This window comes from Nocardia sp. NPDC051833, from assembly GCF_040681225.1.
GTDB lineage: Bacteria > Actinomycetota > Actinomycetes > Mycobacteriales > Mycobacteriaceae > Nocardia.
The window spans coordinates 1,322,216-1,347,954 of record NZ_JBFAYK010000001.1; the positions used below are offsets into that span (position 1 = coordinate 1,322,216).

Genomic DNA, 25,739 nt, shown 5'->3' on the forward strand with positions numbered 1-25,739 from the left:
TCCGCCCCGGTCAGCCTCCCAACGCACCATTCCGACAGGTAACAGTTACCCCGCGGAACACACCGAATCCGCTTCTCAGCGGGCCGCCCGGCGGTCACGATGTGGATTCGGCCACGTCCGCCGCCCACTCCGGCCCCGGCGAGAGCGATATCGGCCGCTGCCAGGAGATCCCCGTCCGGGCAGCGGCCGACACCGCGTCCGGTTAGCTGGAAATGCGCTGTGCTTCGTCGCCGACATAGGCGGCCCACAGCCGCCGGTAGGGACCGTCGGCGGCGAGCAACTCGGCATGGGTGCCGACCTCCACCAGCTTCCCCCCGCCGACCACCGCGACCAGATCGGCGTCGGCGGCGGTCGCGAGCCGATGCGCGACGACGATCGTGGTGCGGCCCGCCGTCAGCACGTCCACCGCGGCGCGCACCCGCGCCTCGGTGGCCAGATCCAGCGAGGCGGTCGCCTCGTCCAGGATCAGGATGTCCGGGTCGATCAGCTGGGCCCTGGCCAGCGCGAGCAGCTGACGCTGGCCCGCCGAGAGGCTGCGGCCGTGCGCGCCGATGGACTGGTGGTAGCCGTGGTCGAGCGCGGCGATCATCTCGTGCGCGCCGACCGCCCGTGCGGCCCACTCGATCTCGGCCGGTGCCGCCCCCGGATTGCCGTAGGCGATGGCCTCGCGCACGGTGTCACCGAACAGGAACGGCTCCTGCGGGACGACGCCGAGCCGCTTGCGATAGTCGCGCAGCCGGAACCGGCGGATGTCCACGCCGTCGACGAGGACCGCGCCGCCGGTCGGGTCGTAGAACCGGGCGAGCAGCTTGACCAGCGTCGACTTCCCCGCGCCGGTCTCCCCGACCAGCGCGACCTTCTGCCCCGGCGCGATCCGCAGGTCGAGCCCGTCGAGCACGGTGCGCTCGCGCGCGGCGTAGCCGAAGCTCACCGCGCGCAGCTCGATCGCGCCGTCGAGCCGGGTGACCGGGAGCGGGTCCTCGGCCTCGGGGGTGTCGACCGGGGTGCGCAGCAGGTCACCGATGCGGTCGACGCCGACCACCGCCTGCTGATAGCTGTCGAACACCTGCGACAGCTGCTGGATCGGCGCGAACAGCAGCTCGATGTAGAGCAGGAACGCGATCAGCGTGCCCGCGGTGAGCAGGTCGTCGCGCACCTGGTGCACCCCGACCGCGAGCACCGCGGCGGTGGCGATCACCGACATGAGCTCGATGCACGGGAAGAACACCGCCATCAGCACCTGCGAGCGCAACCGGGCGTCGCGGTAGGCCCACGAGCGCCGCTCGAACTCGGCCTGGTTCACCGCTTCCCGGCGGAACGCCTGGGTGACGGTGATGTTGTCGACGTTCTCCTGCAGGTAGGCGTTGACCGCGCTGACCCGCTCCCTGGCCAGGTTGTAGGCGGGCACCGAGGCGCGCCGGAAGGCGACGGTGGCCACCGCAAGGATCGGCAGCAGCGCCAGCACCACCAGGGCCAGCCCCGCGTCGATCACCAGCAGCGCCACGACCACACCCGCGATGGTGACCGTACTGGTGAGCGCGGTGGCCAGGCCGGTCTGCAGGAACGCCGACAGGCCGTCCACGTCGGTGGTCATCCTGGTCATGATCCGGCCGCCGAGCTCGCGCTCGTAGTACTGCAACCCGAGGCGTTGCAGGTGGGCGAAGGTCTTCAGGCGCAGCCCGTAGAGCAGCCGCTCACCCACCCGCCCGGTGACGCGCACCTGGGCGACACTGATCCCCCAGTCCACCACCACGACGACGATCGCCAGCGCGGCGGCGCCGAGCACCACGTCCCGCGCCCCGGCCAGCACGCCGTGGTCGATGCCGTAGCGCACCAGGAACGGGATGAGCACCTGGGCGATGGCATCGAGCCCGACCAGGCCGAGCCCGGCCAGCAGCGGCCAGGTGAACGGCCGCAGCAGCCGGGGCAGCGAGAACGCGGTGTCGGGGGTGTGCGAGAAGGACCGGTCGACCTCCGGTTCGCCCGAGACGGGCGGCAGCTGGTCCAGCAGGGCGACGACGTCACCGGTCGGCGGCGCGCTCGCCATCATCCCGCCGCCCGGCCCGCCCGGACCAGCGGGCGCCCCCGCCGACCGGCGCGCGAACGCCTTGGCCAGGTGTTCCATGGTGCGGTCGTCGTCCTCGTCGACCTCGGGGGCCACCCACAGTTCCGCGGTGGCCTCGCGCGGGGTGTCGCGGTGCGGGTCGGCGCCGATGCCGACGACCTCGGGCGGGGTGAACAGGGCGCGGAACAGTTCGCCGGAGCGCTGGAGTTCGCGCAGCGTCCCGAGCTCGGCGACGCGCCCGCCGTCGAGCACGGCCACCCGGTCCGCCAGCGCGAGCGTCGAGAGCCGGTGGGCGACGACGATCGTCGTGCGCTGCCGCAGTTCCGCGCCGATGCGCTGGTAGATCAGCTCCTCCACCTGGGCGTCGATGGCGGAGGTGGCGTCGTCGAGTACGAGGACCGGAGCATCGGTGAGCAGGGCGCGGGCGAGCGCGATGCGCTGGCGCTGGCCGCCCGAGAGTCGTTGGCCGCGTTCGCCGATGGTGGTCTCGATACCCTGCGGCAGCGCGGCAACGAACTCGTCGGCCGCGGCCAGATACAGGGCGTGCCGGACCTGGTCGTCGCTCGCGTCGGGCCTGCCGTAGGCGACATTGGCCCGGATGGTGTCGGCCATCAGGTGCGTGTCCTCGAAGACCATCGCCACCCGCGCCCGCGGATCGGACAGCGCGCGCAGATCGACGCCGTCGAAGAGCACGACGCCCGCCTCGGGTTCGAGCAGCGCGGGCAACAGCGACACCAGAATCGTCTTGCCGCTGCCCGCTCCGCCCGCGATGGCGACCGTCTCGCCGGAGCCGATCGCCAGGTCGAGATCGTCGAGGATCGGGGTGTCCCCGAAACCGAAACGGACCGAACGGAACTCGACACTCGGCGGCGGTCCGGGGGCCACCGGCGCGGTGCCGGGGACGGGCACATCGGAACCCGGCGCCTCGATCACCTCGCGCACCCGGTCCAGCGAGGCCTTGCCCTGCTGACTCACCGTGAGCAGCATCGAGAACTGGCGCACCGGGCCGACGAACGCGCTCAGATAGGTCATGAACGCGAGAAACGTGCCGAGCGTGATGGCCTGGCGCAGCGCGAGCAACCCGCCGACGACCAGGATCAGCGCCTGACCGGCGGCGGGCACCGCCTGCACGACCGGGGTGAACCGGCTGGTGATCCGGGCGACCCGCAACCGCGACCGGTACAGATCGCGCGCGCTGTCACCGAGCCGGTCGAGCTCGTGCCGCTCTTGACCGAAACCCTTGACCACCCGCACCCCGGCCACCGCGGCCTCCACCCGCATCGCCACCTCGGCAGCACGGGCCTGGGCGTCCCAGTTGGCCGGGAAGAGCTGGCGCTGGCTGCGCCGGGTGACGATCCACAGCCCCGGCAACACGAGCAGCGCGATCACGGTGAGCGCGGGCGACATCACCGTCATCAGCACCAGCACCGCGACCAGCAACGCGACATTGCCCGCGATCATCGGGATGAGCTGGAGGAACATCTGGATCAGCGTCACGTCGGTGATCGCCCGGCTCACCACCTGCCCGGTGCGCAGCTGCGCCTGCTCGCGCCCGTTCAGCCGCAGCAGCGCGGCGAACAGGTCGCGGCGCAGATCGTGCTGCACCCCGAGCGACAGTTCCGAGGAGGCGACCCGGCGCGCGTAGGACGAACCGAACCGGGCCGCCCCGAGCACCAGCAGCACCGCGACCCACGGCGCCACCGAGGCCGCCGTGGCGCTGAGCGTGTCGACCACATGCCGCACGACCAGCGGCAGCGCCGCGGTGAGCAGCGCCGCCGCCAGCGCGCCGGTGTAGCTGACGATCACCAGCCGCCGGTGCTCGAGACAGCGGCCGACCAGGTAGCGGATCCAGTCCGTTCTCATCGGGCGGCCACGAGCGCGTCCGCCTGCTGGTCGAATCGGTTGGCGGGCCGGGCCAGGCCGTAGTGACCACGCAGGGTGGTCTCGGTGTAGTCGGTGCGGAACAGGCCGCGCTCCTGCAGGATCGGGACCACCTCGTCGACGAAGCGTTCCAGCCCCGACGGGAGCACGGCGGGCATGATGTTGAACCCGTCGGCCGCGCCCTGGCGGAACCAGTCCTCGATCGCGTCAGCCACCTGCACGGCGGTGCCCGCGAAGGTGCGGTGCCCGCGGCCACCGCCGAGGCGGGCGATCAGCTCGCGCAGCGTGAGCCGTTCGCGCCGAGCCAGATTCACGATCAGGGTGAAGCGACTCTTGGAGCCCTGGATGTCGTCCTCGGTGGGCAGGTCGTCGGGCAGTTCGCTGTCCAGGTCGAGCTGGTCGATGGGCAGCTTGAAGTGCGCGGCGAGCTGCTTGCGCGCGTACTCGGGCGAGATCAGCCGGGCCAGTTCGTCGTCGAGCGCGCGCGCCTGCTCCTCGGTGTCACCGATGATCGGGACGATGCCGGGCAGGATCTTGATGGTCTCCGGGTCGCGGCCGGCGGCGACGGTGCGCGCCTTGAGATCGGCGTAGAAGGCCTTGGCGTCGTCGAGGGTCTGCTGCGCGGTGAACACGGCCTCGGCGTAGCGGGCGGCGAACTCCTTGCCGTCCTCCGACGAACCCGCCTGCACCAGCAGCGGATACGCCTGCGGCGAGCGCGGCACGTTGAGCGGGCCGTCGACCCGGAAGAACTCACCGTGGTGCAGGATCTTGCGCACCTTGGACGCGTCGGTGTGGATGCCGAGTTCCTTGTCGGCCAGCACGGCGTCGTCGTCCCAGCTGTCCCACAGCTTCGTCGCGACGTCGACGAATTCGGCGGCCTTGTCGTAGCGCAGCTTGTGGTCGGGGGTGTCGTCGAGACCGAAGTTGCGGGCCGCGTCGGCGCCCGCGGTGGTGACGATGTTCCAGCCCGCCCTGCCCTTGCTCGCCCAGTCCACCGAGGCGAACCGGCGGGCCAGGTTGTAGGGGTCGTTGTAGCTGGTCGAGGCGGTGGCGATGAGCCCGATCCGGCTGGTCTGCACGGCCACGGCGGTCAGGATGACGGTCGGCTCCAGCTTGCCGCTGGGCCTGCGCCCCGGATCCCCCATCAAAACCGGGCTGTCGGCGAAGAAGATCGAGTCGAGCTTGCCGCGCTCGGCGGTCTTGGCCAGCCGGACGTAGTAGTCGATGTCGGTGTGCGCGTGCGGATCGCTCTCGGGCAGCCGCCAGGCCGCCTCGTGATGGCCGACCGACATCAGGAAGGCGTTGAGGTGCAGTTGTTTCGACATGGGAAGACCTTTCAGACCGCGACGGGCGCGACGCCGAGTGCGGCGAGCAGGGTGCGGCGGATGTGCTGGAATGCGGGCAGGCTGGGATCGCGCTCGGCGGGCAGCTCGACCGGGATGTCCACGGTGAGGCGGCCGTCGTCGAGCACGATCACCCGGTCGGCCAGGGCGACGGCTTCGTCGACGTCGTGGGTGACCAGTAGGACGGTGGGCCGGTGTCTGCGGATGAGATCGCGCAGCAGGGCGTGCATCTTGATCCGGGTGAGCGCGTCGAGCGCGCCGAAGGGCTCGTCGGCGAGCAGCAGGTCGGGCTCGCCGACGAGGGAGCGGGCCAGCGAGACCCGTTGCTGCTCACCGCCGGACAGCTCGCCGGGCCAGGCGCGCTCCCGGCCCGCCAGGCCGACCTCGGCGAGCACCGTGACCCCGGCCTCGCGGCGCGACCTGGGCTGTCCGTAGAGGACGTTGGGCAACACCCGCTGCCACGGCAGCAGGCGCGAATCCTGGAACACCACCGAGGTTTTCGCGGGCACCCGCAGCGAGCCCGTGCCCGCCACGTCGTAATCGAGTCCGGCCAGCGCGCGCAGCAGCGTGCTCTTGCCCGAACCGCTGCGCCCGAGCAGCGCGACGAACTGGCCCGCCGGAATGGTCAGGTCGATCTCGTCGAGCACGGTGCGCTCGCCGAAGCGGCGGGTCAGCGCGCGCACGGTGACCCCGGCGGCCGCGCTCACCCCGCGATCGTGCGCCGCCATGACAGCACCTTTCGCTCGAGCACCCGGATCGCCGAATCCGAGAGCAGGCCGAAGGCGCCGTACACCGCGAGGCCGACCAGGATCACGTCGGCCTGCCCGTAGTTCTGCGCGTTGGACATCATCTTGCCGAGACCGTCGGTGGCATTGACGGATTCGACGACGATCAGCGCCAGCCAGGCACCGGTCACCGACAGCCGCAGGCCGAGGAAGAAGCCGGGCAGCGAGCCGGGAATCACCACGCGACGGATGAACGTCGCCCGCGACACCCCCTGCACCTCCGACAGTTCCACCAGTTTCTGGTCGATCGTGGTGAGCGAGGCGTGGGTCTGGATGTACATGGTGACGATCACGCCGAGGGTGATCAGCACGACCTTGAACTCCTCGCCGATGCCCAGCCACAGGATCATCAGCGGGATCAGGCCCAGCGTCGGGATCGCCCGCTTGAGCTGCACCGGTCCGTCGACCAGCGACTCGCCGAGCCGCGAGAGCCCGGAGACCAGCGCCAGCACGGTCCCGACGGCGACACCGATGACCAGGCCGAGCACCGCGCGCTGCAACGAGACACCCAGGTGCGACAGCAGCGGACCGTCGACGAGCAGTTCCCAGCCGGTCCGCAGCACCGTCCACGGTGCCGCCAGTTTGCGCTGGTCGAGCAGCCCCGACCAGGCGCCCGCCGTCCAGGCGGCGAGCAGCAGGACCACGCCGAGCAGGCGCGCGGCCGGAATCGCCTTGCGCAGACCGAGCCTGCGCAGCGCCCTGCGGTCGACGAAGCCGTCCTCGCGCGGGGCGGCGACGGGGACGGCCGCGCGGGTCAGTGCGATGGTCATTGCGCCCCCTTGGTGCGATACGGACCGGGGACGGCACCGGCGGCCAGCTTCTCGAAGCGCCGGTCGAACAGGTCGGCGGCCGCGAACGGCGTGCCGAAGTAACCGGCCCCGGTGACCAGGTCGATGGTCTGCTGCTCCCAGGCGATCGCCGCGTCCCAATTCTCCGGGAAATACGGCTTCTCGACGGTCGAGAGAATGCGGCGGCCGTCGGCCTCGGTGACCGACTGATCCTTCACGTAGTAGGCGTCGATCCATTCTTCGGGATGCTCCCAGGCCCACACTTCGCCGCGCGCCCAGAATTTCACGAATTCGGCGATCGCGGCGGCCTTGCTGTCGTCCCGGAGAATGCTGGTCGGCGCCCACAGCACGCTCAGCGCGTCGACGGCGGGCGTGGCCACCGCCCTGGCGCCTTCCGACGCGTACTTGTCGAGGTACTTCGTCAGCGTCGGCTCGCCCAGCGGGGCGACGTCGATCTGCTTGCCCTGCAACGCCGTGAGGAACTGGGGTCCGTTGATCTCCACCAGCTGCACCTCGTCGGTGCGGATACCCGCCGCCGCGAGGGTGCGCAGCACGACCACGCCCTGCGCCTGCCCGGGGGAGAAGGCGATCTTCTTGCCACGCAGGTCGTTCAGGCCGGTGATCGCGGTGCCGGGCGCGGTGGCCAGCTTGTACAGCGGCGTCTCCCTGACCTTGACGCCGACGATCTTGGCGTCGAGCCCGGTGGCGTGCGCGTGGATCGGCGGAATCCCGGCATTGGTGGCCAGATCCAGCGAACCGCCGCGGAAGGCCTGGATGACATCGGGTCCCGCCGAGACCGCGGGCCAGGACGACACCGTGAACGGCAGCTTGCCGAGTTCACCGGAGGCGGTCAGCGCCACCTTGGCGGTGTTGGCGGAGACGGTCAGCGCCACACCGGGCGGCACCGTGGTCGGCAGCGCGGCGGTCAGCGCGGCCCCGTCGCTGTCGTCGGTGGCGCACGACACCGCCAGCAGCGACGCGGCGGCGGCGAGCAGTGCTATTCGTCGAATATTCTTACGCAAGATGATTTCCCGGATCGAATCGAAGTAATGTCGGCGAGCGAATTCGATGCGCGACAACACTGCATTTTGTTCATACGACAACTGTCGCCGCAGCCGTCCGTTCCGGTCAATATTCGACTGCCTTAAAATAACCACGAATCAAACCGCGTCGGCGACCACCGAGGTCAGCGGTTCACGGAACAATTCGTGGAGCACGACGCCGGCCGCCGACATCACCAGAACCTGTCCGGTGAAGGCGGATTCGCACACCACCTCCGCCGGGTCGGCACCGATGAGCGAGTGGGCGCGCACCGCGTCGTCGTAGGCTTCGCGGACCCCGGGCACCGTGCCGAGGCCCCGGTCGACCAGCACCAGCGCCTCGGGATCGAGCAGATCGATGAGCGCGGCCGCCACTTCGCCCATCGCCGTTGCCCGTTCGAGGAAGTACGCCCGTTCCGGTCCGCCCGCCGCGGCGGCCGCCACCAGCTCGGCCATGCTGTCGACCTGCCCGGCGCGCATCGCTCTGGCCAGCAGGGCGTGGTCGCCGAAATCGTCGAGGGCGAACGCGGATCCGGCGGTCGCGCCGAGTAATCGGGCGATCGAACCGGCCCCGGAGTGCGGGCCGTAGTGCACCCGCCCGTGCACGGCGATCGCCGCGTCGATGACATTGCCGACGAACAGCACGATCGAACTCGTCGTGCCGCGCAGGTGCCCGTAGAGCTGCTCGACGTGCGCCAGCGCCCTGGTGTGGCTGTCCACGCTGGTCGGCAAACCCGTTCGCGCGGCCAGGTATTCGCGCACCGGCACATCTCGCCAGCGCAGGTAGGAGTGGTCGACGACCGAACCGGTGGTGGTGTCGACCCGGCCGCCGACGGCCACGCCGAGGCCACGGACCCGCAGGCCGTCGGGCAGGCCCGCCGCGACGGCGCGCACCCGGTCGATCGCGGTGTCGAGGATGTCGTAGGGCGCGTGCGTCCGGTGCGGCACCTGCTCGCTGGACAGCACGGTCCCGGCGATGTCGACCACGGCGACGGTGATCTGCGCGGCCGCGATATGCAGTGCCAGCACCACGTTCCCGGCGGCGTCGAGCGCGATCGGGCTGTGCGGCCGGCCGACCCCGGCCGGTCCCGCGGTCTCGGGCAGCTCGACCAGGAGCCCCGCCTCGAGCAGGGCCTTGCTCTGCCAGGTCACCGTCGCGGGCGACACCCCGGCCCGCCGCGCCACGACGCTGCGCGGCGCGGGCCCCAGTTCGAGCACCGCCCGCAACACTGCCCCCGCGCTGCTGTTCGTCATGTGCCACCTCGCCGTCACCGCTGACCGATGAGGCTACGGAGCCACCCGGGCTGGACGAAGGCTTCGGCGCACGGTGATCGCAAGCGCCCGCCTACACTGTGCCGATGCCGAACTACAGCTTCCGGTGCCGCTCCTGCGGCGACACGTTCGAGGTGAACCGGCCGATGGCGCAGGCCGCGGACCCGGCCGCCTGCCCGGCGGGCCACGACGACACGGTCAAACTGCTCACCACCTTCGGCACCGTCGGCCGCGGGTCCGCCCCCGCGCCGGTGGCCGCGCCACGCCCCGCCGGTGGCGGGTGCTGTGGTGGCGGCGGTTGCTGCTGACCCGCGGAGCCGTCCGCTGATCGCCGCGGGTTCGTAGAATCGAGGGGGACCGATCCCCTCGCGGAAGAAGACGCGTCATGACCGTCGCGCGTATCGCGGTCGCCCTGGTGCTGGCCGCCCTGCTCGTCTACTCCGCCCGCGCGAAACTGTCCGGCAGGCCCGAGGTCGTCGAGGCCTACGCCAGGGTCGGCGTCGAACGCCGACGGCTGCCGATCCTCGCGGCCGTGCTGCTGGCCGCCGCGCTCGGGCTGGTCGTCGGCCTCTGGTGGACGCCGCTGGGCCTGGCGACGGCGCTCGGGCTGGTGGCGTACTTCGCGCTGGCGCTCCTCGCGCACGCCACCCACCACGATCTGAACCATGCCGGACCGCCCGCGGTGATCTTCGGGCTCGCGATCGCGGCCGCGGTGCTGTTCGCCTGATTCAGTCGCGGCGGTCCGCGTGGCCGAGGTCGCGGTCGGGATCGATGCGGTCGCGCACCCGCTGCTTGAGGACGGCGATGTCGGGGAAGCCGCCGTCGGTCTTGCGCTCCCACAGCTGTTCACCGTCGAGGGTGATCCGGAATATGCCACCCTGGCCGGGCACCAGGGCGACCTCACCGAGGTCGGTGGCGAAGGTGGTCAGCAGTTCCTGGGCCATCCAGCTCGCGCGCAGCAGCCAGCGGCATTGGGTGCAGTATTCGATCGCGATCCTGGGCACGGGGTCAGTATCCACCAGGGGCGACTCAGGCGCTGAACGTGCCGTCGAGGTAGACCCATGCGCCGTCGACCCGGACGAAGGTGCTGTTCTCGTGCATCGCGTCGCGGACGCCGGCCACCTTGTAATGGGCGATGAACTCGACGGTGCCGTTGTCGTCGAACGGCCCGCCGCGCTGCGTGCCGACGATCTCCAGGAACAGCCACCGCTGCGCCGGGTCGAGCTCGAGCTCGGCGGGCCGGGTGTTCGGATGCCAGGAACGCAGCAGGTAGTCGACGTCACCGACGACATAGGCGGTGTAGCGCGAGCGCATGAGGGTCTCGGCGGTGGGTGCGGGCCGGGTGCCTGCCAGGATCGGTCCGCAGCAGTCGTCGAACGGTTCGCCGCGACGGCACGGACACGGTTTCGCTTCACCCATGCCGGTCATCCTGCCGGGTCGGGACCGGCGGCGCCCACGCGGGATCAGCCGAACGGCTGGTGCGCGAGCGGGACCAGTTCCAGCGTCCGCGCGAGGTCACCGGTCTGATCGCGCCAGCGCCGCAGGTCGGTCACGCTGGGCGCCATCTCGTAGTCGAGGTGATGGGCCGCCCGGGACAGCGCGGCCCACAGCGCGCCGACCCGGCCCGCCGTCTCCGGCCCCGCGTACACGCGCAGGGCGAGGAGCTGGGCCCGCATCGGGCAGCGCATGAGTTCGGGGGCGATCTGTGCCCACAGTTCGTCGACGGCCTGCTCGAGCGCGAGCCGCAGAATCCACGCGACCGCCCGCGACCACACCCCGCCCGCGTCGGAGACGTCGCCGGACAGCAGGTTCTCGGCCGCCTCCAGGCGCTCGGCCACCGAGGGGCGCGGGGTGTACCTGGGCCGTCGCGGCCTGCTCCGCCGGTTCACCGGCGCACCACCGCAGCACCGCCGCCCCGGCGGGACCGCGAGCGCCGACTACCTGTATCGCGGCTCATGAGCGGACCGCGGCGGGCTCGTGGGCGCGCAGCCAGGCGATGAATCGTTCGGTGTCGCTGATCAATTCCCGCATCGGCCGATCGATCGGCACGTGCGCGCCCGCGGTGGCGTCGCGCAGCACGCCGACCAGCCAGCGGCCGCCGACCGCGCTCAGGTGCTTGTTCAGGTCGTCGACGCGGGCGCCGGGGCCCATGATCGCCAGGGTGATCATCGCGCGGGTGGTGTGGGCGTTGCGCACCCGCCGTTCCACTTCGGCGTGATCGAGGCCGGTGGCGAGCAGTTCCTGGCGGGCCTTCGCCAGCCCCGCCGCCTCGATCGCGGAGCGGCAGCAGGTGGCGACGAGTTCGTCGGCGATGGCGGGCGGCAGCTGCGGGGTGCGCAGCAGCGAGCGGGCGTCGTCGAGATAGCGGCGCACCGGGTCGCCGGTCACCCGCACCTCGACCACGGAACGTTCCCGGCGCTGTACCTCGAGCACCGTGGCGTCGAGCTGCATCCGGCGCACCGCCTCGGCCAGGCGCTCGTCGTGGGTGAACACCACCACCTGCCGGGTGGTCGCCACCTCGGCGAGCACCCTGGCCAGGCCGTCGACCTTCGCCGGGTCCATCGCCTGCACCGGATCGTCGATCATCACGAAGCGGAACGGACTGTGCGACATCGTCGCTCGCGGCAGGAACAGCGACAGCCCGAGTGCGTGCAGCTCGCCCTGGCTCATCACGCCGAGCGCGGCGCCGTCCACCTCGTCGACGGTCACATCCAACAGCACCCGCCGCGCGGTGCCCGCGCTGCCCTGCAACCGGATCGCGCCGAGTTCCACATTGCTCTGCTGTCGCAGCGTGCTCCACACCCACCGCGCGGTGCTCTCCAGCGGGCGCATCCGCTCGCCGCGAATCGTCGCGGTCGCCGATTTGAGCCAGTCCGCGGCCTTCTTCACCATCCGCAGTTCGGCCGCGTCGGCGGACACCGCGCGGGCGGGATCGAGCCAGGCGAGGATGCGCGGGACGAGCGGTGACCACACGGAGTCGAGGCGATCGAGCTCGGTGCTCGTATCACGTTGCAGAGCAGAGAGTTCGGCGCTCAACTCGGCGTAGGTGTCACCCAGACGCTGCGAAAACTCGTCATCGTGTTCCGCCTCGCCGAGCCCGGCCCACACCGTCCAGAGTGCATGCACCGCCGACAGTTGCCGCCTGATCAGACCCGCCCCATCGCTCGTCTGCCCGACGCTCGACGCAGTCCCACCACCGAACACGGCGGCACCGCCCAGCGCGGTCCCACCTCCAGGCGTGGCCACACCTTCCGACAGCACAGCGCCGCTGCCCGGTGTGGTTTCGCCGCCGACGATCGACGCGGAAGCGACCGGTGTCGGCTGCGCGGCGCCGAGCTCGAGGGGTACACGCGACGTGAGCGCGCGAGCGGCGGCCAACGCGGCATCGAACTCCGCGCGGGCCGAGCGGAGTGCGGCGAGTTGCGCTTCGCGCTGGCTGATTTCGCTGTCGGCGGCCGCCAGCCAGGCGGTGTCGAGGTCGCCGCGGCCGCAGAGCGGGCAGGGGCAGGCGCCGCTGGCGGTGACGTGTTCGCGGGCGCGGGTGAGCAGTTCGAGGACGCGCAGGTCGGACTCGGCGTCGGTGGTGGCGTGGCGCGACAGCGCGGTGGCGGCGTCGGCGAGGCGATCGACCGCCGCGGCCACCTGTGCCGGGTCGGGCAGCGTGAGGCGCAGGATGGCCCGCAGCCCGTCGGATCCGTCGGGCCCGAGCACCGAACCGGCGACCGCGGCGGCCACCGCGTCGAGATCGGGGTCCGGGACGCGGAGCAGGTCGGCGACGTGGCGGGCGCGCGCGTCGTCGACGTCGGCGAGTTCGGCGAGCAGATCGGTGCGGGACTGCCGGGAATCCTTGACGGCGCGCTCGAGTTCCAGCTTGCGCAGGCGGATGTGTTCGGCGGCGGCGGCCAGTTCGTCCAGGCCGAGCAGGCGGTGCAGCGCGTCGAACAGGTCGCTGGGCTTGCCGTCGACCAGGGCGCCGAGCTCGCTGTAGGACAGGAAGGGCCGATACAGGTCCAGCCGACCGCGCCTGCTGCGCGGGTCGATGGCCACGGTCCGGTCCGTGCCGCGGCGCTCGGTCCACTGCGCCTCGCCGAGTTCGCTGCCGGGCGCCCAGTGCGTGGCGACCGTGAGCTCGGCCTCCTCGCCCGCCGTGAGCAGGTCGACCTCGATCCGGGCGAGATCGGGTTCGTGCAGGTTGCGCCAGCCCTCGCGCCACGCGGTCGAGCGGCCGTCCCAGCGCCGGTTGCCGCCGGTGAGCGCGAATTCGGCGGCCTCGGCGAAGCTGGACTTGCCGCTGCCGTTGCGCCCGACGACCAAGGTCAGCCCCGGTCCGGGGTTCAGGCGCAGCGTGGCCGTCGGCCCGATGCCGCGGAAGCCGTGCACGGTGATCGAGCGCAGGAAGACCCCGGTATCACCGGAATCGGGTGCGGCTCGATCACCGTCGGCCTCGGCGAGGGCTGCCAGCACGCACTCGGCGACCCGCCCCTCCACGGCGGGGTCGGCGGCGAGCTCGCGCGCGACCACCTCGGCGATGCGATCCGAGCACACTTCTGCGACATCCCCCTTCGCGGCCGCACGCACCGCGGCGGCCGATCTGCCCGGCCCACGTGATCCTCCTCGGCAAACGCTACCTGATCGCGGAGCGTTCGCCCAGGGGATGCGCAGTGCCCCAGCGAATCTGCCCGCGGGAGTGGAATGGCCATCGTGGTGCCACGGCGGGCCCCTCGATGTCCACCCCTCGCCCACCCCGGCGGGCAGCTCGATGAGGTGTTCACACCCGCGCTACGCTGCGATGAGCGACGTGGGCGGTCCGGGCGAGCCGAACAGGTCAGAATGCCAGACTTTTCCGCAGGCAGCAAGTCCAACCGCACGAATCTGCCGGAGCGGCAGCGTCTTCCGCCGAGATTCGCCGACGTGAACGGCAGTTGTCGGTCCCCTGCGGTAGATATTTCGGCGAGGAGAGAACGGGGGAAGGCGATGACCGACCAACAGGCGCCGTGGACCGAGGACCAGGTCCGCGCACTCGCGCCGGACGCGAGCTCACTGGCTGCCGCGCGCAAGCTGGCCGGTCGCTGGCGCGCGACCGGCAGCGCGGGCAGTGCGGTGTGGGGTCTGTGCCAGGGCAGCGGGTCCAAGCCCTATCAGACGATCGTCGACCTGGCCGGGCCCGCGTACAAGTGCTCGTGCCCGAGCCGCAAGTTTCCGTGCAAGCACGCGCTGTCGCTGCTGCTGAGCTGGTCCGGCGGCGCGGTGCCTGCGCAGGACGCGCCCGCGGAGTTCGCCGCGGAGTGGCTGGCGGGCCGGGCGGCCAAGGCGGCGGCACCACCCAGGGCCAAGGCCGCCGCCACACCGTCGCCGGCGACCGTCGAGCAACGGCGGGCCAGGGTCTCGGCGGGCCTGACCGAGCTGGAGGTGTGGCTCACCGACCAGATCCGGACCGGGCTGGCCCAGACCGACCGCTCGTTCGCCGCGTACGAGGCGATCGCCGCCCGCATGGTCGACGCCCAGGCGCCCGGTGTCGCGGCGACGCTGCGCCGCCTGCCCGCCGCCGTGGTGACCACCGAGCACTGGCCCGAGCTGCTGCTGCGCGAGTACGCCCGGCTGCATCTGCTGGTGCTGGCCCATCGCACCATCGATGCCGTCCCGGAGCCGCTGCGGGCGGGCATCCGCACCCATGTCGGCTATCCGACCCAGGCCGAGACCGTGCTGGCCGAGCCCGCGGTGCGGGACCGCTGGCTGGTCCTCGGCATGCGGGTCAGCGAGGAGGAGCGCCTGCACACCCGGCGCACCTGGCTGCGCGGCCGCGGCAGCGGGCGCTGGGCGGTCCTGATCGAACATTCCTTCGGCACACCGAATTTCACCGGCGAGGTCCCCGCGCCCGGCCACGAGGTCGACGCCGATCTGCACTACTACCCCGGCGCCGCGCCGTTGCGCGTGCAGTGGGGCGCCCGGCACGGCGTCCCCGCACCGTTCACCACCGTGCCCGCGATCGGCGGCGTCACCATCGGCGACGCGCTCGACGCCTACGCCTCGGCACTGGGCGACGACCCGTGGCTGCGGGCCTGGCCCGCCCTGCTGGCCGACGTGGTGCCGGTGCTCGACGAGCACGGCTGGCACCTCGTCGACGCCGAGGGCGCCGCGCTGCCGCTGCCCGCCGGGGTGCGGCCGTGGCGGTTGTTCGCGGTGGCGGGCGGTCATCCGGTGACCGTCACCGGTGAGTGGCGCGCCGACGGGTTCGATCCGGTCTCGGTGTTCAGCGCCGGCGAGGTCACCGATCTGGAGACCGAGTTCCCCACCCGGTCGGCACCGACTCCCGAACTGGCCGAACTGGTTTCGGTCGCGCTGCTCGGCACGGCCCGCCGCAGCGCCGACGGCGTCCAGCTGGCCGACGCCGTGACGGCGGTGGTGCCGCAGCGCTCCGGCGAACCGCCGGTCCGGCTGCTCGACGCGGCCGCCCTCCAGGACCTCTACCTGCGCGGCGGCCGGATGCCGGGCACCGCGCCGAAGCCGGACCCAGCGCCCGACGACGCGCGCCCGCTGCTGCCCCGGCAGGCCGCCGAGCGCCTCAGCCGCCTGCTCACCGAGAAGTCCGCGTTCCTGCCCGAATGGTTCACCGCCGCGGCGCCGTTCGACTACCGGCTGCCGGATGTGCTGTGCGTGCAGGCGCTCACCGCGGCCGCCGATGTCCAGCTGCGCGGGCCGCTGCTGCGGCTGGCCGGTCGGCGTGGCCGGTGGCTGGCGGCGCGGAACCCGGCGTGGTCGACGCTGCTCGACTCGTTCCCGGTGGATCGGGTCGAGCGGGCCGCGCCCGAGGAGGTCACCGGAACACCCGGGGCGCAGGATGTCTGGCTGTTCGGCGCGCCCGGCGAGCGCAAGGATTGGCTGGCGCGCCTGCGCCACACCGATCCCGCCGCCGCGCTCGAGGTGCTGAGTACCGCGTGGGCCAAGGAATCGGGCCCGATCAAGGCCGAGTTGCTCGCGCTCCTCGTCGACGGATCGAGTCTCGCCGACGAGCCGCTGCTCGAGCGGGCACTCGACGATCGCCGCGGCGACGTCCGGCGCACCGCGGCAGGCCTGCTGGCCCGGCTGCCCGGGTCGGCGCTCGGGCAGCGGATGGCGGCGCTGGTGTCGGCGTGGCTGCGCGTCGACGCCGACGGCACCGTCGAGGTCACGGTGCCCGCTGCGGTCGACGCGCAGGCCAGGCGCGACGGCATCACCGACGGCACCGACCAGGCCACCCTGCGCTGGGACACCCCCGACTCCACGCTGAAGACCCTGCACCAGGCGATCGCGGCCACCCCGCTGACCGCGTGGGAACCGCTCGTCGGCGCCACCGGAGCGGCCACCGCGACCGCCGCGCTGACCCTGACCCTGCCGCCGCGCTACGCCAAGGCGATCGTCGACGGCTGGGTCGACGCCGCCCTCGCCCAGCGCGACACCACCTGGGCCCGTGCGCTGTTCGCCAACGCCACCCCGACCGAACAGGCCGTGCTGCGCCGCCGCGAACTGTTCACCCTGCTCGACGCCACCGACCGGATCGAGCACGTCCTCGATCTCGACGCCCACCAGCTCACCGAACTGCACGCGATCCTGCCCGGCCTCGACCATCCCTGGCCGCGCCCGGTCGCCGACCACGTCGTGCGCCTGCTCGGCGAACGCGCCCGCACGACCTCCCGTCAAGCCCATGCGAACGCCGGCGTCTACGCCGACCGGGCCCTGATCACCGCGGCGGGCGTCCACCTGCCCGTCGACCTGGCCGAGCGCGTCACCGCACTCGCCGACAGCACCGACGACCCCGCCTGGCAACAGGCCTTCCACCGACTCGCCCACCACCTCACCGACCGCGCGACCATGCTCGAGGAGCTGCGTTGACTGCTCCCAGCCCCGAAGAACCAGGATTCCTGCTTCACCATCAGCCGCCCGAAGGGAAAACTCCCGCCAGGTCTTACGCCGACTCCACAGGCGTTTCATCTCTCTGCCAGCCCGGCAGCGAGGATATTGCGGGCCGCGTTCACGTCGCGGTCGTGAACAGCGCCGCATCGGCACGTCCACTGACGAACCTGCAGCGGCAATTGGTCAGTGAGCACACCACAGGCCGAGCACACTTTGCTCGACGGGTACCAGCGGTCTACTGCCACCAACTCGCGTCCATACCAGTCGGCCTTGTAGTCGAGCATGCTGCGCAACTGTCCCCAACTCGCGTCCGAAATCGCACGGGCAAGCGTGTGATTGGTAACCATGTTGCGCACCGACAGGTCCTCGATGGCGATCACTTGGTTCTCGCGAATCAGCCTCGTGGACAGTTTGTGCAGGAAGTCGGTACGTCGATCGGTTATCCGCGCGTACACGCGAGCCACCCGTCGGCGTGCCTTCTGCCGATTGTTCGAGCCGATTTGTTTGCGAGCCAGATCCCGTTGCGCCCTGGCCAACTTCAGGCGATCACGTCGCTCGTGTCGCGGATTGGCGATCTTCTCGCCGGTCGACAGAACGGCCAACGAGGAGAGGCCAACGTCCACACCGACCATCGCATCGATCAGCGGCAGCGGCTCGATCGTCTCTTCAACGAGAACCGACACGAACCAACGGCCCGTCGCGTCGCGGGACACTGTGACCGTAGATGGGTTCGCGGATTCGGGCAGTTGCCGCGACCATCGGATATCAAGCGGCTCAGCCATCTTCGCCAAGGTCAGCTGTCCGCCGCGCCAGCGGAAGGCCGATCGCGTGTATTCCACGCTCGCCATAGACTTCTTTCGCGACTTGAACCTCGGATATCCTGCGCGTTTCGCGAAGAATGCGGCGAACGCTGCCTGCTGGTGTCGCAACGCCTGCTGCAACGGAACCGAACTGACCTCGTTCAAGAAGGCCAGCCCGTCACTGCGCTTCCACTCGGTCAGCGCGGCGGAGGCCTGCACGTAGGTGGTGCTTCGCCCGTCGGCCGCCCAGGCCCGGGTACGAGCATCGAGCGCTTTGTTCCAAACCAGACGAACGCATCCGAATGTTCGAGTCAGCTCTGCGCTCTGCGCGGGGGATGGATAGAAGCGGAACTTGTAGGCCCGCTTCACCGTCTTCGGCATGGCTCACACAATACGACACAACTATGTGAAGAAGGAGAGGGCGCAGCCACCCGGTCACTGCCGAGTGCCGCGTCGACAAGCCGATGACTACAGCTGAATCCACAACCACCCTGCTGCGTCCGCATGCCGAACAGGCCTTCGCCGAGGAGCTGGCCGCGCTGGCGCGCGTCGACGATCGGCCGCGGCCGCCGTCCTGGCGGCTCTCGCCGTGGGCGGTCGTCACCTATGTCCTGGGTGGCACGCTCGACGACGGCACCGTCATCACGCCGAAGTACGTCGGGCCGCGGCGGCTGATGGAGGTGGCCGTGGCGACCCTGGCCACCGATCGCGCCCTGCTGCTGCTCGGGGTGCCCGGCACCGCGAAAACCTGGGTGTCGGAACATCTCTCGGCCGCCATCAGCGGGGAGTCGACGCTGCTGGTGCAGGGCACCTCGGGGACCGCCGAGGAGGCGATCCGGTACGGCTGGAACTACGCCAGGCTGCTGGCCGAGGGGCCCAGTGACGCCGCGCTGGTCGCCTCGCCGGTGATGACGGCCATGCGGACCGGGGCCATCGCCCGCATCGAAGAGCTGACCCGCATCCCGTCCGATGTGCAGGACGCGCTGATCACCATCCTGTCCGAGAAGACCCTGCCGGTGCCAGAGCTGGGCGCGGAAGTGCAGGCGGCCAAGGGTTTCAATGTGATCGCCACGGCCAACGATCGTGACCGCGGCGTGAACGACCTGTCCTCGGCGCTACGCCGCCGCTTCAACACCGTGGTGCTGCCGCTGCCCGCCGACGAGGATTCCGAGGTCGCCATCGTCAGCAGGCGGGTCGAACAGCTCGGCACCGCACTGGAACTTCCGACCGTCCCCGCCGCGGCCGAGGAGGTCCGCCGGGTGGTGCGGGTGTTCCGCGAACTGCGCTCCGGGATCACCGCCGACGGGCGCACCAAGCTCAAGTCGCCCTCGGGCACCCTGTCCACCGCCGAGGCCATCTCGGTGATCACCAACGGGCTCGCCCTGTCCGCGCACTTCGGTGACGGCGTGCTGCGGGCCTCCGATATCGCCGGTGCCGTCCTCGGTTCGGTGATCAAGGACCCGGTCGCCGACTCGGTGATCTGGACCGAATACCTCGAGGCCGTGGTGCGCGAACGTCCGGACTGGGCCGACTTCTACCGCGCCTGCCGCGAGATCTCGCACTGACGCCGGGCCGACGGGGAGGACGGAACAGACCGCACACATGGGGTTTTCGATGAATCGACCGAATGACGGCACGAACCCGGACCATGATCCGGCGAGCGGGCCGAGTGCCGCACCCGTCGCCGCGGTGGCAACAGCCGATGTGAGCGCGCAGGTCACCGGGGCGTCGGCCGCGGACGACGCGACTCCCGACCCGAGCCAGGACAGGCGGACCGGGACAGGAGCCGCCGCGCAGACCCGGGTCTTCGGCATCCGCCACCATGGTCCGGGTTCGGCCAGATCGCTGCGTCAGGCACTCGAGGAGTTCCGCCCCGACGCCATCCTCATCGAAGGCCCCGCCGACGCCGACCCCCTCGTCGGCTTCGTCGCCGCCGACACCATGCGCCCGCCGGTCGCCCTGCTGGCCTACGTTCCGGATTCGCCTGCCCGCGCGGCCTTCTGGCCGTTCGCGGTGTTCTCCCCGGAGTGGCAGGCCATGCGCTACGGCGCCGACCACGCCGTGCCGGTGCGCTTCTGCGATCTCCCCGCCGCGAACGTCCTCGCCGACGATGACGACGCTCGTGGCGACCGCAGCGACCCCTTGGCCGCCCTGGCCTCGGCAGCGGGCTACGACGACGCCGAACGCTGGTGGGACGCCGTTGTCGAATCCGTCCCGGACAGTGCAGCTTTCGACGCGATCGCGGACGCGATGGCCGCCCTGCGCGAAGACGCGATCCAGACGCCACAGGACGATTCGCCGCTCTCGACCGGCCTGCCCACCGATTCCACAGTGGAACCGGACGACGTAGCACCGGCACCGGGATCGGGCACCGCGCTACCGGCGGACCCCGCGATCGCACCGCTGGTCGTCGATCAGCACACCCTGCGGCGCGAGGCGTACATGCGGCAGGTGATGCGGCAGACGCTCAAGGACGGGGCGAAGCGGCTGGCCGTGGTGTGCGGCGCCTGGCACGCGCCCGCGCTGGACGGGGCGCTCGGACCGGCCGCACCGGACGCCCGGCTGCTCAAGGGCTTGCCGAAGATCAAGACCGCGCTGACCTGGGTGCCGTGGACGCATTCGCGGCTGGCGGCGGGCTCGGGGTACGGGGCCGGGGTCACCTCGCCGGGCTGGTATCACCATCTGTTCACCGAGACCGAGCGACCGGTGGCGCGGTGGCTGACGAAGGTCGCCGGCGTGCTGCGGGCGCACGATCTGCCGGTGTCGAGCGCGCACATCATCGAGTCGGTGCGCCTGGCCGACACGCTGGCCGCGCTGCGCGGGCGCCCGCTGGCCGGATTGTCCGAAGTGACCGAGGCCGTGCGCTCGGTCATGTGCGGTGGCGACGAGACCATGCTGCGGCTGGTGATCGACGAACTCGTCGTCGGCGAGACCCTCGGCGGCGTCCCCGAGGACACCCCCACCGTGCCGCTGGCGGCGGATCTGCGAGCGCGGAGCAAGACGCTGCGGCTCAAGCAGGAAGCTCTCGCCCGCACGGTCGATCTGGACCTGCGCAAGGAGCGCGATGTCGAGCGCTCGCACCTGCTGCACCGGCTGCGGCTGCTCGGCGTCGACTGGGGCACGCCGACCGTCGGCGAGGTCCGCAACACCGGCACCTTCCGGGAGACCTGGACCCTGCGCTGGGAACCGGAATTCGAGGTCCGCATCGTCGAGGCCGCGGTCTGGGGCACCACGCTGCGCACCGCCGCCGAGGCGAAGATCCTCGACACCGCGAGCCGCGACGGGGTCACCGTCGCCGAACTCGCCGACGCGCTGGAGACCGCGCTGCTGGCCGATCTGGGCGGCGCCACCGACGGCCTGATCACCCGGCTGGAAGCGGCCGCCGCCCTCGACCACGACGTCACCCATCTGCTGGGCGCGCTGCCCGGTCTGACCAGGACCCTGCGCTACGGCGACGTCCGCGGCACCGACACCAAGGCGCTGGCCCATGTCGCCGACGGCCTGCTGGTGCGGATCTGCGCCGGGCTACCCGGCGCGGTCACCGGCCTCGACACCGACGCGGCCGAGGCGTTGCGCGCCCAGATCGACGCCGCGCACACCGCGATCAGCACCCGCGACGACGACCACGCCACCACCGAATGGCTGGCCACGCTCCAGCGCATCGCCGACCGCGACGACGTGCACGGCGCGATCAGCGGCCGCGCGGTCCGCCTGCTGTGCGACGCCGAACGCATCGACGACGCCGACTCGGCCCGCCGGCTGGCCGCCGCCCTGTCGGTCGGCAACACCCCCGCCGCCAAGGCCGCCTGGATCGACGGCTTCCTCGGCGGGCGCGGCCTGCTGCTCGTCCACGATCGGGAGTTGTTGCGCCGCATCGACGAGTGGCTCCGCGAACTCACCGAGGACCAGTTCGTCGCCACCCTGCCGCTGCTGCGCCGCACCTTCGGTTCCTTCGAATCCGGGGAGCGTCGCGCCATCGGCCAGGCCCTGCGTGATACCGGTTCTGCACCGGCCGCGGCCACCGGCGCGACCCCCATCGACCCGGCCCGAGGGCAGGCGGCCCTGCGCGCCGCCGCCGCGATCCTGGGCGCCGCCGGATGACCGCGCCACCGGCCCACGGTGCGGTCCTCGCCGCCGCCCGCCGAATCCGGTGCAGCACACCGCCGGAGATCCGAGCTACGGCCCGGGTATCACCGGCATCCCGACGAATTCCGCTCGAACACCTGGAGCTGCTGCCGTGACCGGTAACGACGACACCCATTCGCGCCGTTGGCGACTCGTCCTCGGCCAGGCCGCGGAGGAGCAGCTCGGCGGCTTGTCCTCGGGCCCCGACCAGGCCATGGACCAAGCCCTCGGCGCCCTCTACAACACCGGTGAGGCACGCGGATCGACGAAGAGGTCCGGCGGACTCGGTGGTTCGGCACCGCGCGTGGCGCGCTGGCTCGGCGACATCCGCACCTACTTCCCCGCGACCGTGGTCGAGGTGATGCAGCGCGACGCCGTACAGCGGCTGAACCTCACCCAGCTGCTGCTCGAACCCGAACTGCTGGAATCGGTGGAGCCCGATGTACACCTGGTGGGCACGCTGATGGGGTTGAACCGGGTGATGCCGGAGACCACCAAGGCCACCGCCCGGATGGTGGTCGAGAAGGTGGTGCGCGAGATCGAGCAGCGCATCGCCGCCAAGACCGTCGCCGCGGTCACCGGCGCGATCAATCGCTCGGCCCGCACCCACCGCCCGAAACTGCGCGATATCGACTTCGACCGGACCATCCGCAAGAACCTCGCCAACTATCTGCCCGAGCACCGCACGGTGGTGCCGGAGCGGCTGGTCGGTTACGGGCGCAAGGCACAGTCGATCCAGCGCGATGTGGTGCTGGCCATCGACCAATCCGGCTCGATGGCGGCCAGCGTCGTCTACGCCTCGGTGTTCGGGGCGGTGCTGGCCTCGATGCGCTCGCTGAAGACCTCGCTGGTGGTGTTCGACACCGAGGTCGTCGACCTCACCGAGCAGCTCAGCGACCCGGTCGACGTCCTGTTCGGCACCCAGCTCGGCGGCGGCACCGACATCAACCGCGCCATCGCCTACGCGCAGACGCTGATCACCCGGCCCACCGACAGCCTGTTCGTACTCATCTCCGACCTCTACGAGGGCGGCGTGCGCGAGGAGATGCTGCGCCGGTGCAACGCGATGAAGGAGGCAGGCGTCCAGGTGGTGGTCCTGCTGGCACTGTCGGACGAGGGCGCGCCGGCCTACGACCACGACAACGCCGCCGCGCTGGCCGCGCTCGGCATCCCCGCCTTCGCCTGCACGCCGGACAAATTCCCCGATCTGCTGGCGGTCGCCCTGGACCGCGGCGACCTCACGCACTGGGCCGACACCAACACTCCCGCCGTGTAGCACCGCGAGTTTCGCTAGGCTGCGAAGCGATCGGGTTCGGTGAACGGGGTGAGGCGATGTTGCGGCGCGGGGAGGTGTTCGCGGGGTTCGTCATCGAGCGGGAGCTGGGGCGCGGGGGCATGGGCGCGGTGTACGCGGCCCGCGACCGGCGGCTGCCCCGGCTGACCGCGCTCAAGCTCATGCACCGTGACCTGTTCACCGACTTCGAGATCCGGACCAGGTTCGAACGCGAAGCGGACCTGGTCGCGCAGCTGGACCATCCGAACATCATCACCGTCTACGACCGCGGCGTCGACGAGGACCGGCTGTGGATCGCCATGCAGTTCGTCGACGGCGTCGACGCGGCGGCGGTTCCGGTGCCACAGTTCGGGAGCGAGCGGATCGCCCAGGTCGTTACCCAGACGGCGAGCGCGCTGGACTACGCGCACCGCCAGGGCGTGCTGCACCGGGACGTGAAACCGGCCAACATCCTGCTCTCCCGCACCGCCGGGGTCGGCGCGGGCTTCGACGAACGCGTCCTGCTCACCGATTTCGGCATCGCGAAGCTCCTCGACGACACCGGCGGCCTCACCCGCACCGGCCAGTTCACCGCCACCATCGCCTACGCCTCCCCCGAACAACTCAGCAGCGCGCCCCTGGACGGCCGCGGCGACCAGTACTCCCTGGCGTGCACCGTCTTCCGGCTGCTCACCGGCAGCGGCCCCTACGACGCCCCCAACCCGGCGACCGTCATGCTCGGCCATCTCAATGCCGTGCCGCCGCGGGCCAGCACCCGGCGGTCCACCTTGTCGCCCGCGGTCGACGCGGTCCTGGCCAAGGCGATGGCCAAGGACCCGGCGCGGCGCTTCCCCACCTGCGCCGATTTCGCGGCCGCCCTCACCGAATCCCTCACGCGCCGAGGGACTGCCGCGCCGAGCGGGTCCTCGGCCACGCCCCGGACCGCCCTGTCCACTGGTCACGCGCCGGACCACCGATCCGGCACCGACTTCCGCGGCCGAGGCGCCGGACCGGTGGCCCACACCGACGCGCCGCCTGCCCGGCGGAACGCCGCGGCGGAGGCGGCCCGCCGGTCCGAGCCGACCGCACGCGGCGCGACAGCCGCGGACGGCCGGCCGCGGATCGACATCCGGCACCCGGCGCGACACCCCGGCGCCACCTCGCGCACACCGGCTTCCGGTCGGCACGACCCCGAACAGCAGGCGTCCCGACGCGAACACACGCACCGCAGCAGCGACGCCGTGGCGAGCGCGGGATCGGTGTGGCTGAACGCGGTACACGGTTGCCTGATCGGCGGTGCGGTCGGTGACGCGCTCGGGGCCCCGATCGAGACCAGAACCCTGCGCCAGATCCGGGACCAGTACGGCCCGGACGGCCTCACCGACGCCGATCCACTGCGGATCTCCGAGGAGACGCAGCTGACCGCGTTCACCGTGGAGGCATTGATCCGCGGCTCGGTGCGGGCCAGGGCCAAGGGCATCGGCGGGGCCACCATGGGCCTGCTCCAGCAGGGCATGCTCGTCTGGCTGCGCGGCCAGGTGGTCGACCTGCCCGACCAGCCGTTCGCGCTGCACAGCTCACTCAGCGGCCATCCCGAACTGATCGAGCAACGAGGCGTGGCGAATTCGGTGTACACGGCATTGCGGCAGGCCGCGGCGCGCCGCGCGCCGACCGCCCCGCTCGGGACCCGCCGTCAGCCGATCAACCAGTCCAAGGGCAGCGGTGCGGTGATGCGCGCGGCACCGTGCGGATTCGGGTACGCCGCGGATCGTTCCGGCGCGGCCACCGCGGCGATCTTCGAATTGGGTTGTGACGCGGCCGCACTGACGCACGGCCATCCCAGCGGCTGGCTGCCGGCGGGCACCCTGTCGGCGCTGATCTATCAGCTCGCCCGGGGAAACGACACCACGACGGCGCTCGCCCGCGCCCGGGCCGAACTGGCGACCTATCCCGAGCACGAGGAAACCTCGGCCGCCCTGGACGCGGCGGTCGCACTGGCCGAGGCGACCGCGCGCACCGGCCGCGGACCGACCCCCGAGGAGGTCGAATCCCTCGGCCAGGGCTGGGTCGGCCCCGAGGCACTGGCCATCGCCGTATACGCCGTGCTCGCCGCGGAATACCGGGGCGGCGCCGCGCACGACATCGTCCGCGCCGGACTCCTGGTGTCGGTCAACCACTCCGGCGACAGCGACGCCACCGGCTCGATCGCGGGCAGCCTCCTCGGCGCCCGCTACGGCCGCACCGCCCTCCCCCACCGCTGGTCCGACACCGTCGACGCCCGCGCCGCCCTGGACCGCCTCGCCACCGACTACTGCACCGAATTCGGCCTCACCCCACCACAGGACGACCACGGCCAGCCCACCCCGGACTGGTTCGACCGCTACCCGGCCTAGCCGAGTCACATCGCCCGTTGGCTACGGCGGGTGCCTCGGGCTACAGTGGGCCACCTGCGGCCGGAACGCCGCGTCCAAGGGTGG

At 71.6% G+C, this 25,739-nt stretch carries 18 protein-coding genes; 7 read left to right on the plus strand and 11 right to left on the minus strand.

The genetic code is table 11. The features are described from left to right. Nucleotides 1-202: 202 nt before the first annotated feature. The 6 genes from AB0L91_RS05800 to AB0L91_RS05825 form a co-directional block, all read right to left on the minus strand. On the minus strand, nt 203-3,928 hold the full coding sequence (locus AB0L91_RS05800) for an ABC transporter ATP-binding protein (RefSeq protein WP_365007476.1): 3,726 nt from the start codon (nt 3,926-3,928) through the stop codon (nt 203-205). Beyond that, the gene (locus tag AB0L91_RS05805) at nt 3,925-5,271 is read right to left on the minus strand and encodes an LLM class flavin-dependent oxidoreductase (RefSeq protein ID WP_365007478.1); all 1,347 of its coding nucleotides are present in this window, start codon (nt 5,269-5,271) and stop codon (nt 3,925-3,927) included. Before AB0L91_RS05805 ends, AB0L91_RS05800 begins: the two co-directional genes overlap by 4 nt. 11 nt (nt 5,272-5,282) lie before the next feature. Then, nucleotides 5,283-6,017, minus strand: a complete 735-nt coding sequence (locus AB0L91_RS05810; RefSeq protein ID WP_365007480.1) for an ABC transporter ATP-binding protein — start codon at nt 6,015-6,017, stop codon at nt 5,283-5,285. Next, nucleotides 5,993-6,844, minus strand: coding sequence for an ABC transporter permease (locus AB0L91_RS05815; RefSeq protein WP_365007482.1), 852 nt, complete (start codon nt 6,842-6,844; stop codon nt 5,993-5,995). The genes AB0L91_RS05810 and AB0L91_RS05815 overlap by 25 nt, the downstream gene beginning before the upstream one ends. Beyond that, nucleotides 6,841-7,884, minus strand: a complete 1,044-nt coding sequence (locus AB0L91_RS05820; protein WP_365007484.1) for an ABC transporter substrate-binding protein — start codon at nt 7,882-7,884, stop codon at nt 6,841-6,843. Before AB0L91_RS05820 ends, AB0L91_RS05815 begins: the two co-directional genes overlap by 4 nt. 138 nt (nt 7,885-8,022) lie before the next feature. Beyond that, nucleotides 8,023-9,156: an ROK family transcriptional regulator gene (locus AB0L91_RS05825; protein ID WP_365007486.1), complete on the minus strand. Its 1,134-nt coding sequence runs from the start codon at nt 9,154-9,156 to the stop codon at nt 8,023-8,025. A 104-nt stretch (nt 9,157-9,260) separates the two neighbouring features. Between AB0L91_RS05825 and AB0L91_RS05830 the strand changes: the two genes are divergently transcribed. Next, complete coding sequence (locus AB0L91_RS05830) at nt 9,261-9,482, plus strand: zinc ribbon domain-containing protein (RefSeq protein WP_355276204.1); 222 nt, start codon at nt 9,261-9,263, stop codon at nt 9,480-9,482. A 77-nt stretch (nt 9,483-9,559) separates the two neighbouring features. Continuing rightward, on the plus strand, nt 9,560-9,901 hold the full coding sequence (locus tag AB0L91_RS05835; RefSeq protein WP_365007489.1) for a DoxX family protein: 342 nt from the start codon (nt 9,560-9,562) through the stop codon (nt 9,899-9,901). 1 nt (nt 9,902) lies between these two features. Here the strand turns inward: AB0L91_RS05835 and AB0L91_RS05840 are convergent, their stop codons facing one another. The 4 genes from AB0L91_RS05840 to AB0L91_RS05855 all read right to left on the minus strand — a co-directional run bounded on the left by AB0L91_RS05840 (nt 9,903) and on the right by AB0L91_RS05855 (nt 13,719). Next, nucleotides 9,903-10,178 (minus strand): SelT/SelW/SelH family protein, encoded by a 276-nt coding sequence (locus AB0L91_RS05840; protein WP_365007491.1) that lies wholly within the window; start codon nt 10,176-10,178, stop codon nt 9,903-9,905. Nucleotides 10,179-10,203: 25 nt separating this feature from the next. After that, complete coding sequence (locus tag AB0L91_RS05845) at nt 10,204-10,602, minus strand: YchJ family protein (protein WP_365007493.1); 399 nt, start codon at nt 10,600-10,602, stop codon at nt 10,204-10,206. 35 nt (nt 10,603-10,637) lie between these two features. Further along, nucleotides 10,638-11,012, minus strand: a complete 375-nt coding sequence (locus AB0L91_RS05850; protein ID WP_365007495.1) for a hypothetical protein — start codon at nt 11,010-11,012, stop codon at nt 10,638-10,640. A 115-nt stretch (nt 11,013-11,127) separates the two neighbouring features. After that, entirely contained in the window at nt 11,128-13,719 is a 2,592-nt protein-coding gene (locus AB0L91_RS05855) for an AAA family ATPase (protein ID WP_365007497.1), read from the minus strand. 429 nt (nt 13,720-14,148) lie between these two features. Here AB0L91_RS05855 and AB0L91_RS05860 point away from each other — a divergent pair, with 429 nt between their 5' ends. Beyond that, nucleotides 14,149-17,043, plus strand: a complete 2,895-nt coding sequence (locus AB0L91_RS05860; protein ID WP_365007499.1) for an SWIM zinc finger family protein — start codon at nt 14,149-14,151, stop codon at nt 17,041-17,043. A gap of 95 nt (nt 17,044-17,138) precedes the next feature. Here the strand turns inward: AB0L91_RS05860 and AB0L91_RS05865 are convergent, their stop codons facing one another. Beyond that, entirely contained in the window at nt 17,139-18,245 is a 1,107-nt protein-coding gene (locus tag AB0L91_RS05865; protein ID WP_365007501.1) for a transposase, read from the minus strand. A gap of 83 nt (nt 18,246-18,328) precedes the next feature. Here AB0L91_RS05865 and AB0L91_RS05870 point away from each other — a divergent pair, with 83 nt between their 5' ends. From AB0L91_RS05870 to AB0L91_RS05885, 4 genes are all read left to right on the plus strand, one after another. Then, nucleotides 18,329-19,429, plus strand: a complete 1,101-nt coding sequence (locus AB0L91_RS05870) for an AAA family ATPase (RefSeq protein WP_365007503.1) — start codon at nt 18,329-18,331, stop codon at nt 19,427-19,429. 49 nt (nt 19,430-19,478) lie between these two features. After that, on the plus strand, nt 19,479-21,965 hold the full coding sequence (locus AB0L91_RS05875) for a DUF5682 family protein (RefSeq protein WP_365007505.1): 2,487 nt from the start codon (nt 19,479-19,481) through the stop codon (nt 21,963-21,965). A gap of 136 nt (nt 21,966-22,101) precedes the next feature. Then, complete coding sequence (locus AB0L91_RS05880; protein ID WP_365007506.1) at nt 22,102-23,265, plus strand: VWA domain-containing protein; 1,164 nt, start codon at nt 22,102-22,104, stop codon at nt 23,263-23,265. 56 nt (nt 23,266-23,321) lie between these two features. After that, entirely contained in the window at nt 23,322-25,655 is a 2,334-nt protein-coding gene (locus tag AB0L91_RS05885; protein WP_365007508.1) for an ADP-ribosylglycohydrolase family protein, read from the plus strand. The last annotated feature ends 84 nt before the right edge of the window (nt 25,656-25,739 follow it).

Bases quoted from the DNA above. Each gene is read 5' to 3' on its own strand.
- AB0L91_RS05800 (WP_365007476.1), bottom strand. From the start codon at position 3,928: ATGAGAACGGACTGGATCCGCTACCTGGTCGGCCGCTGTCTCGAGCAC.
- AB0L91_RS05805 (WP_365007478.1), bottom strand. From the start codon at position 5,271: ATGTCGAAACAACTGCACCTCAACGCCTTCCTGATGTCGGTCGGCCAT.
- AB0L91_RS05810 (WP_365007480.1), bottom strand. From the start codon at position 6,017: ATGGCGGCGCACGATCGCGGGGTGAGCGCGGCCGCCGGGGTCACCGTG.
- AB0L91_RS05815 (WP_365007482.1), bottom strand. From the start codon at position 6,844: ATGACCATCGCACTGACCCGCGCGGCCGTCCCCGTCGCCGCCCCGCGC.
- AB0L91_RS05825 (WP_365007486.1), bottom strand. From the start codon at position 9,156: ATGACGAACAGCAGCGCGGGGGCAGTGTTGCGGGCGGTGCTCGAACTG.
- AB0L91_RS05830 (WP_355276204.1), top strand. From the start codon at position 9,261: ATGCCGAACTACAGCTTCCGGTGCCGCTCCTGCGGCGACACGTTCGAG.
- AB0L91_RS05835 (WP_365007489.1), top strand. From the start codon at position 9,560: ATGACCGTCGCGCGTATCGCGGTCGCCCTGGTGCTGGCCGCCCTGCTC.
- AB0L91_RS05845 (WP_365007493.1), bottom strand. From the start codon at position 10,602: ATGACCGGCATGGGTGAAGCGAAACCGTGTCCGTGCCGTCGCGGCGAA.
- AB0L91_RS05860 (WP_365007499.1), top strand. From the start codon at position 14,149: ATGACCGACCAACAGGCGCCGTGGACCGAGGACCAGGTCCGCGCACTC.
- AB0L91_RS05865 (WP_365007501.1), bottom strand. From the start codon at position 18,245: ATGCCGAAGACGGTGAAGCGGGCCTACAAGTTCCGCTTCTATCCATCC.
- AB0L91_RS05870 (WP_365007503.1), top strand. From the start codon at position 18,329: ATGACTACAGCTGAATCCACAACCACCCTGCTGCGTCCGCATGCCGAA.
- AB0L91_RS05875 (WP_365007505.1), top strand. From the start codon at position 19,479: ATGAATCGACCGAATGACGGCACGAACCCGGACCATGATCCGGCGAGC.
- AB0L91_RS05885 (WP_365007508.1), top strand. From the start codon at position 23,322: ATGTTGCGGCGCGGGGAGGTGTTCGCGGGGTTCGTCATCGAGCGGGAG.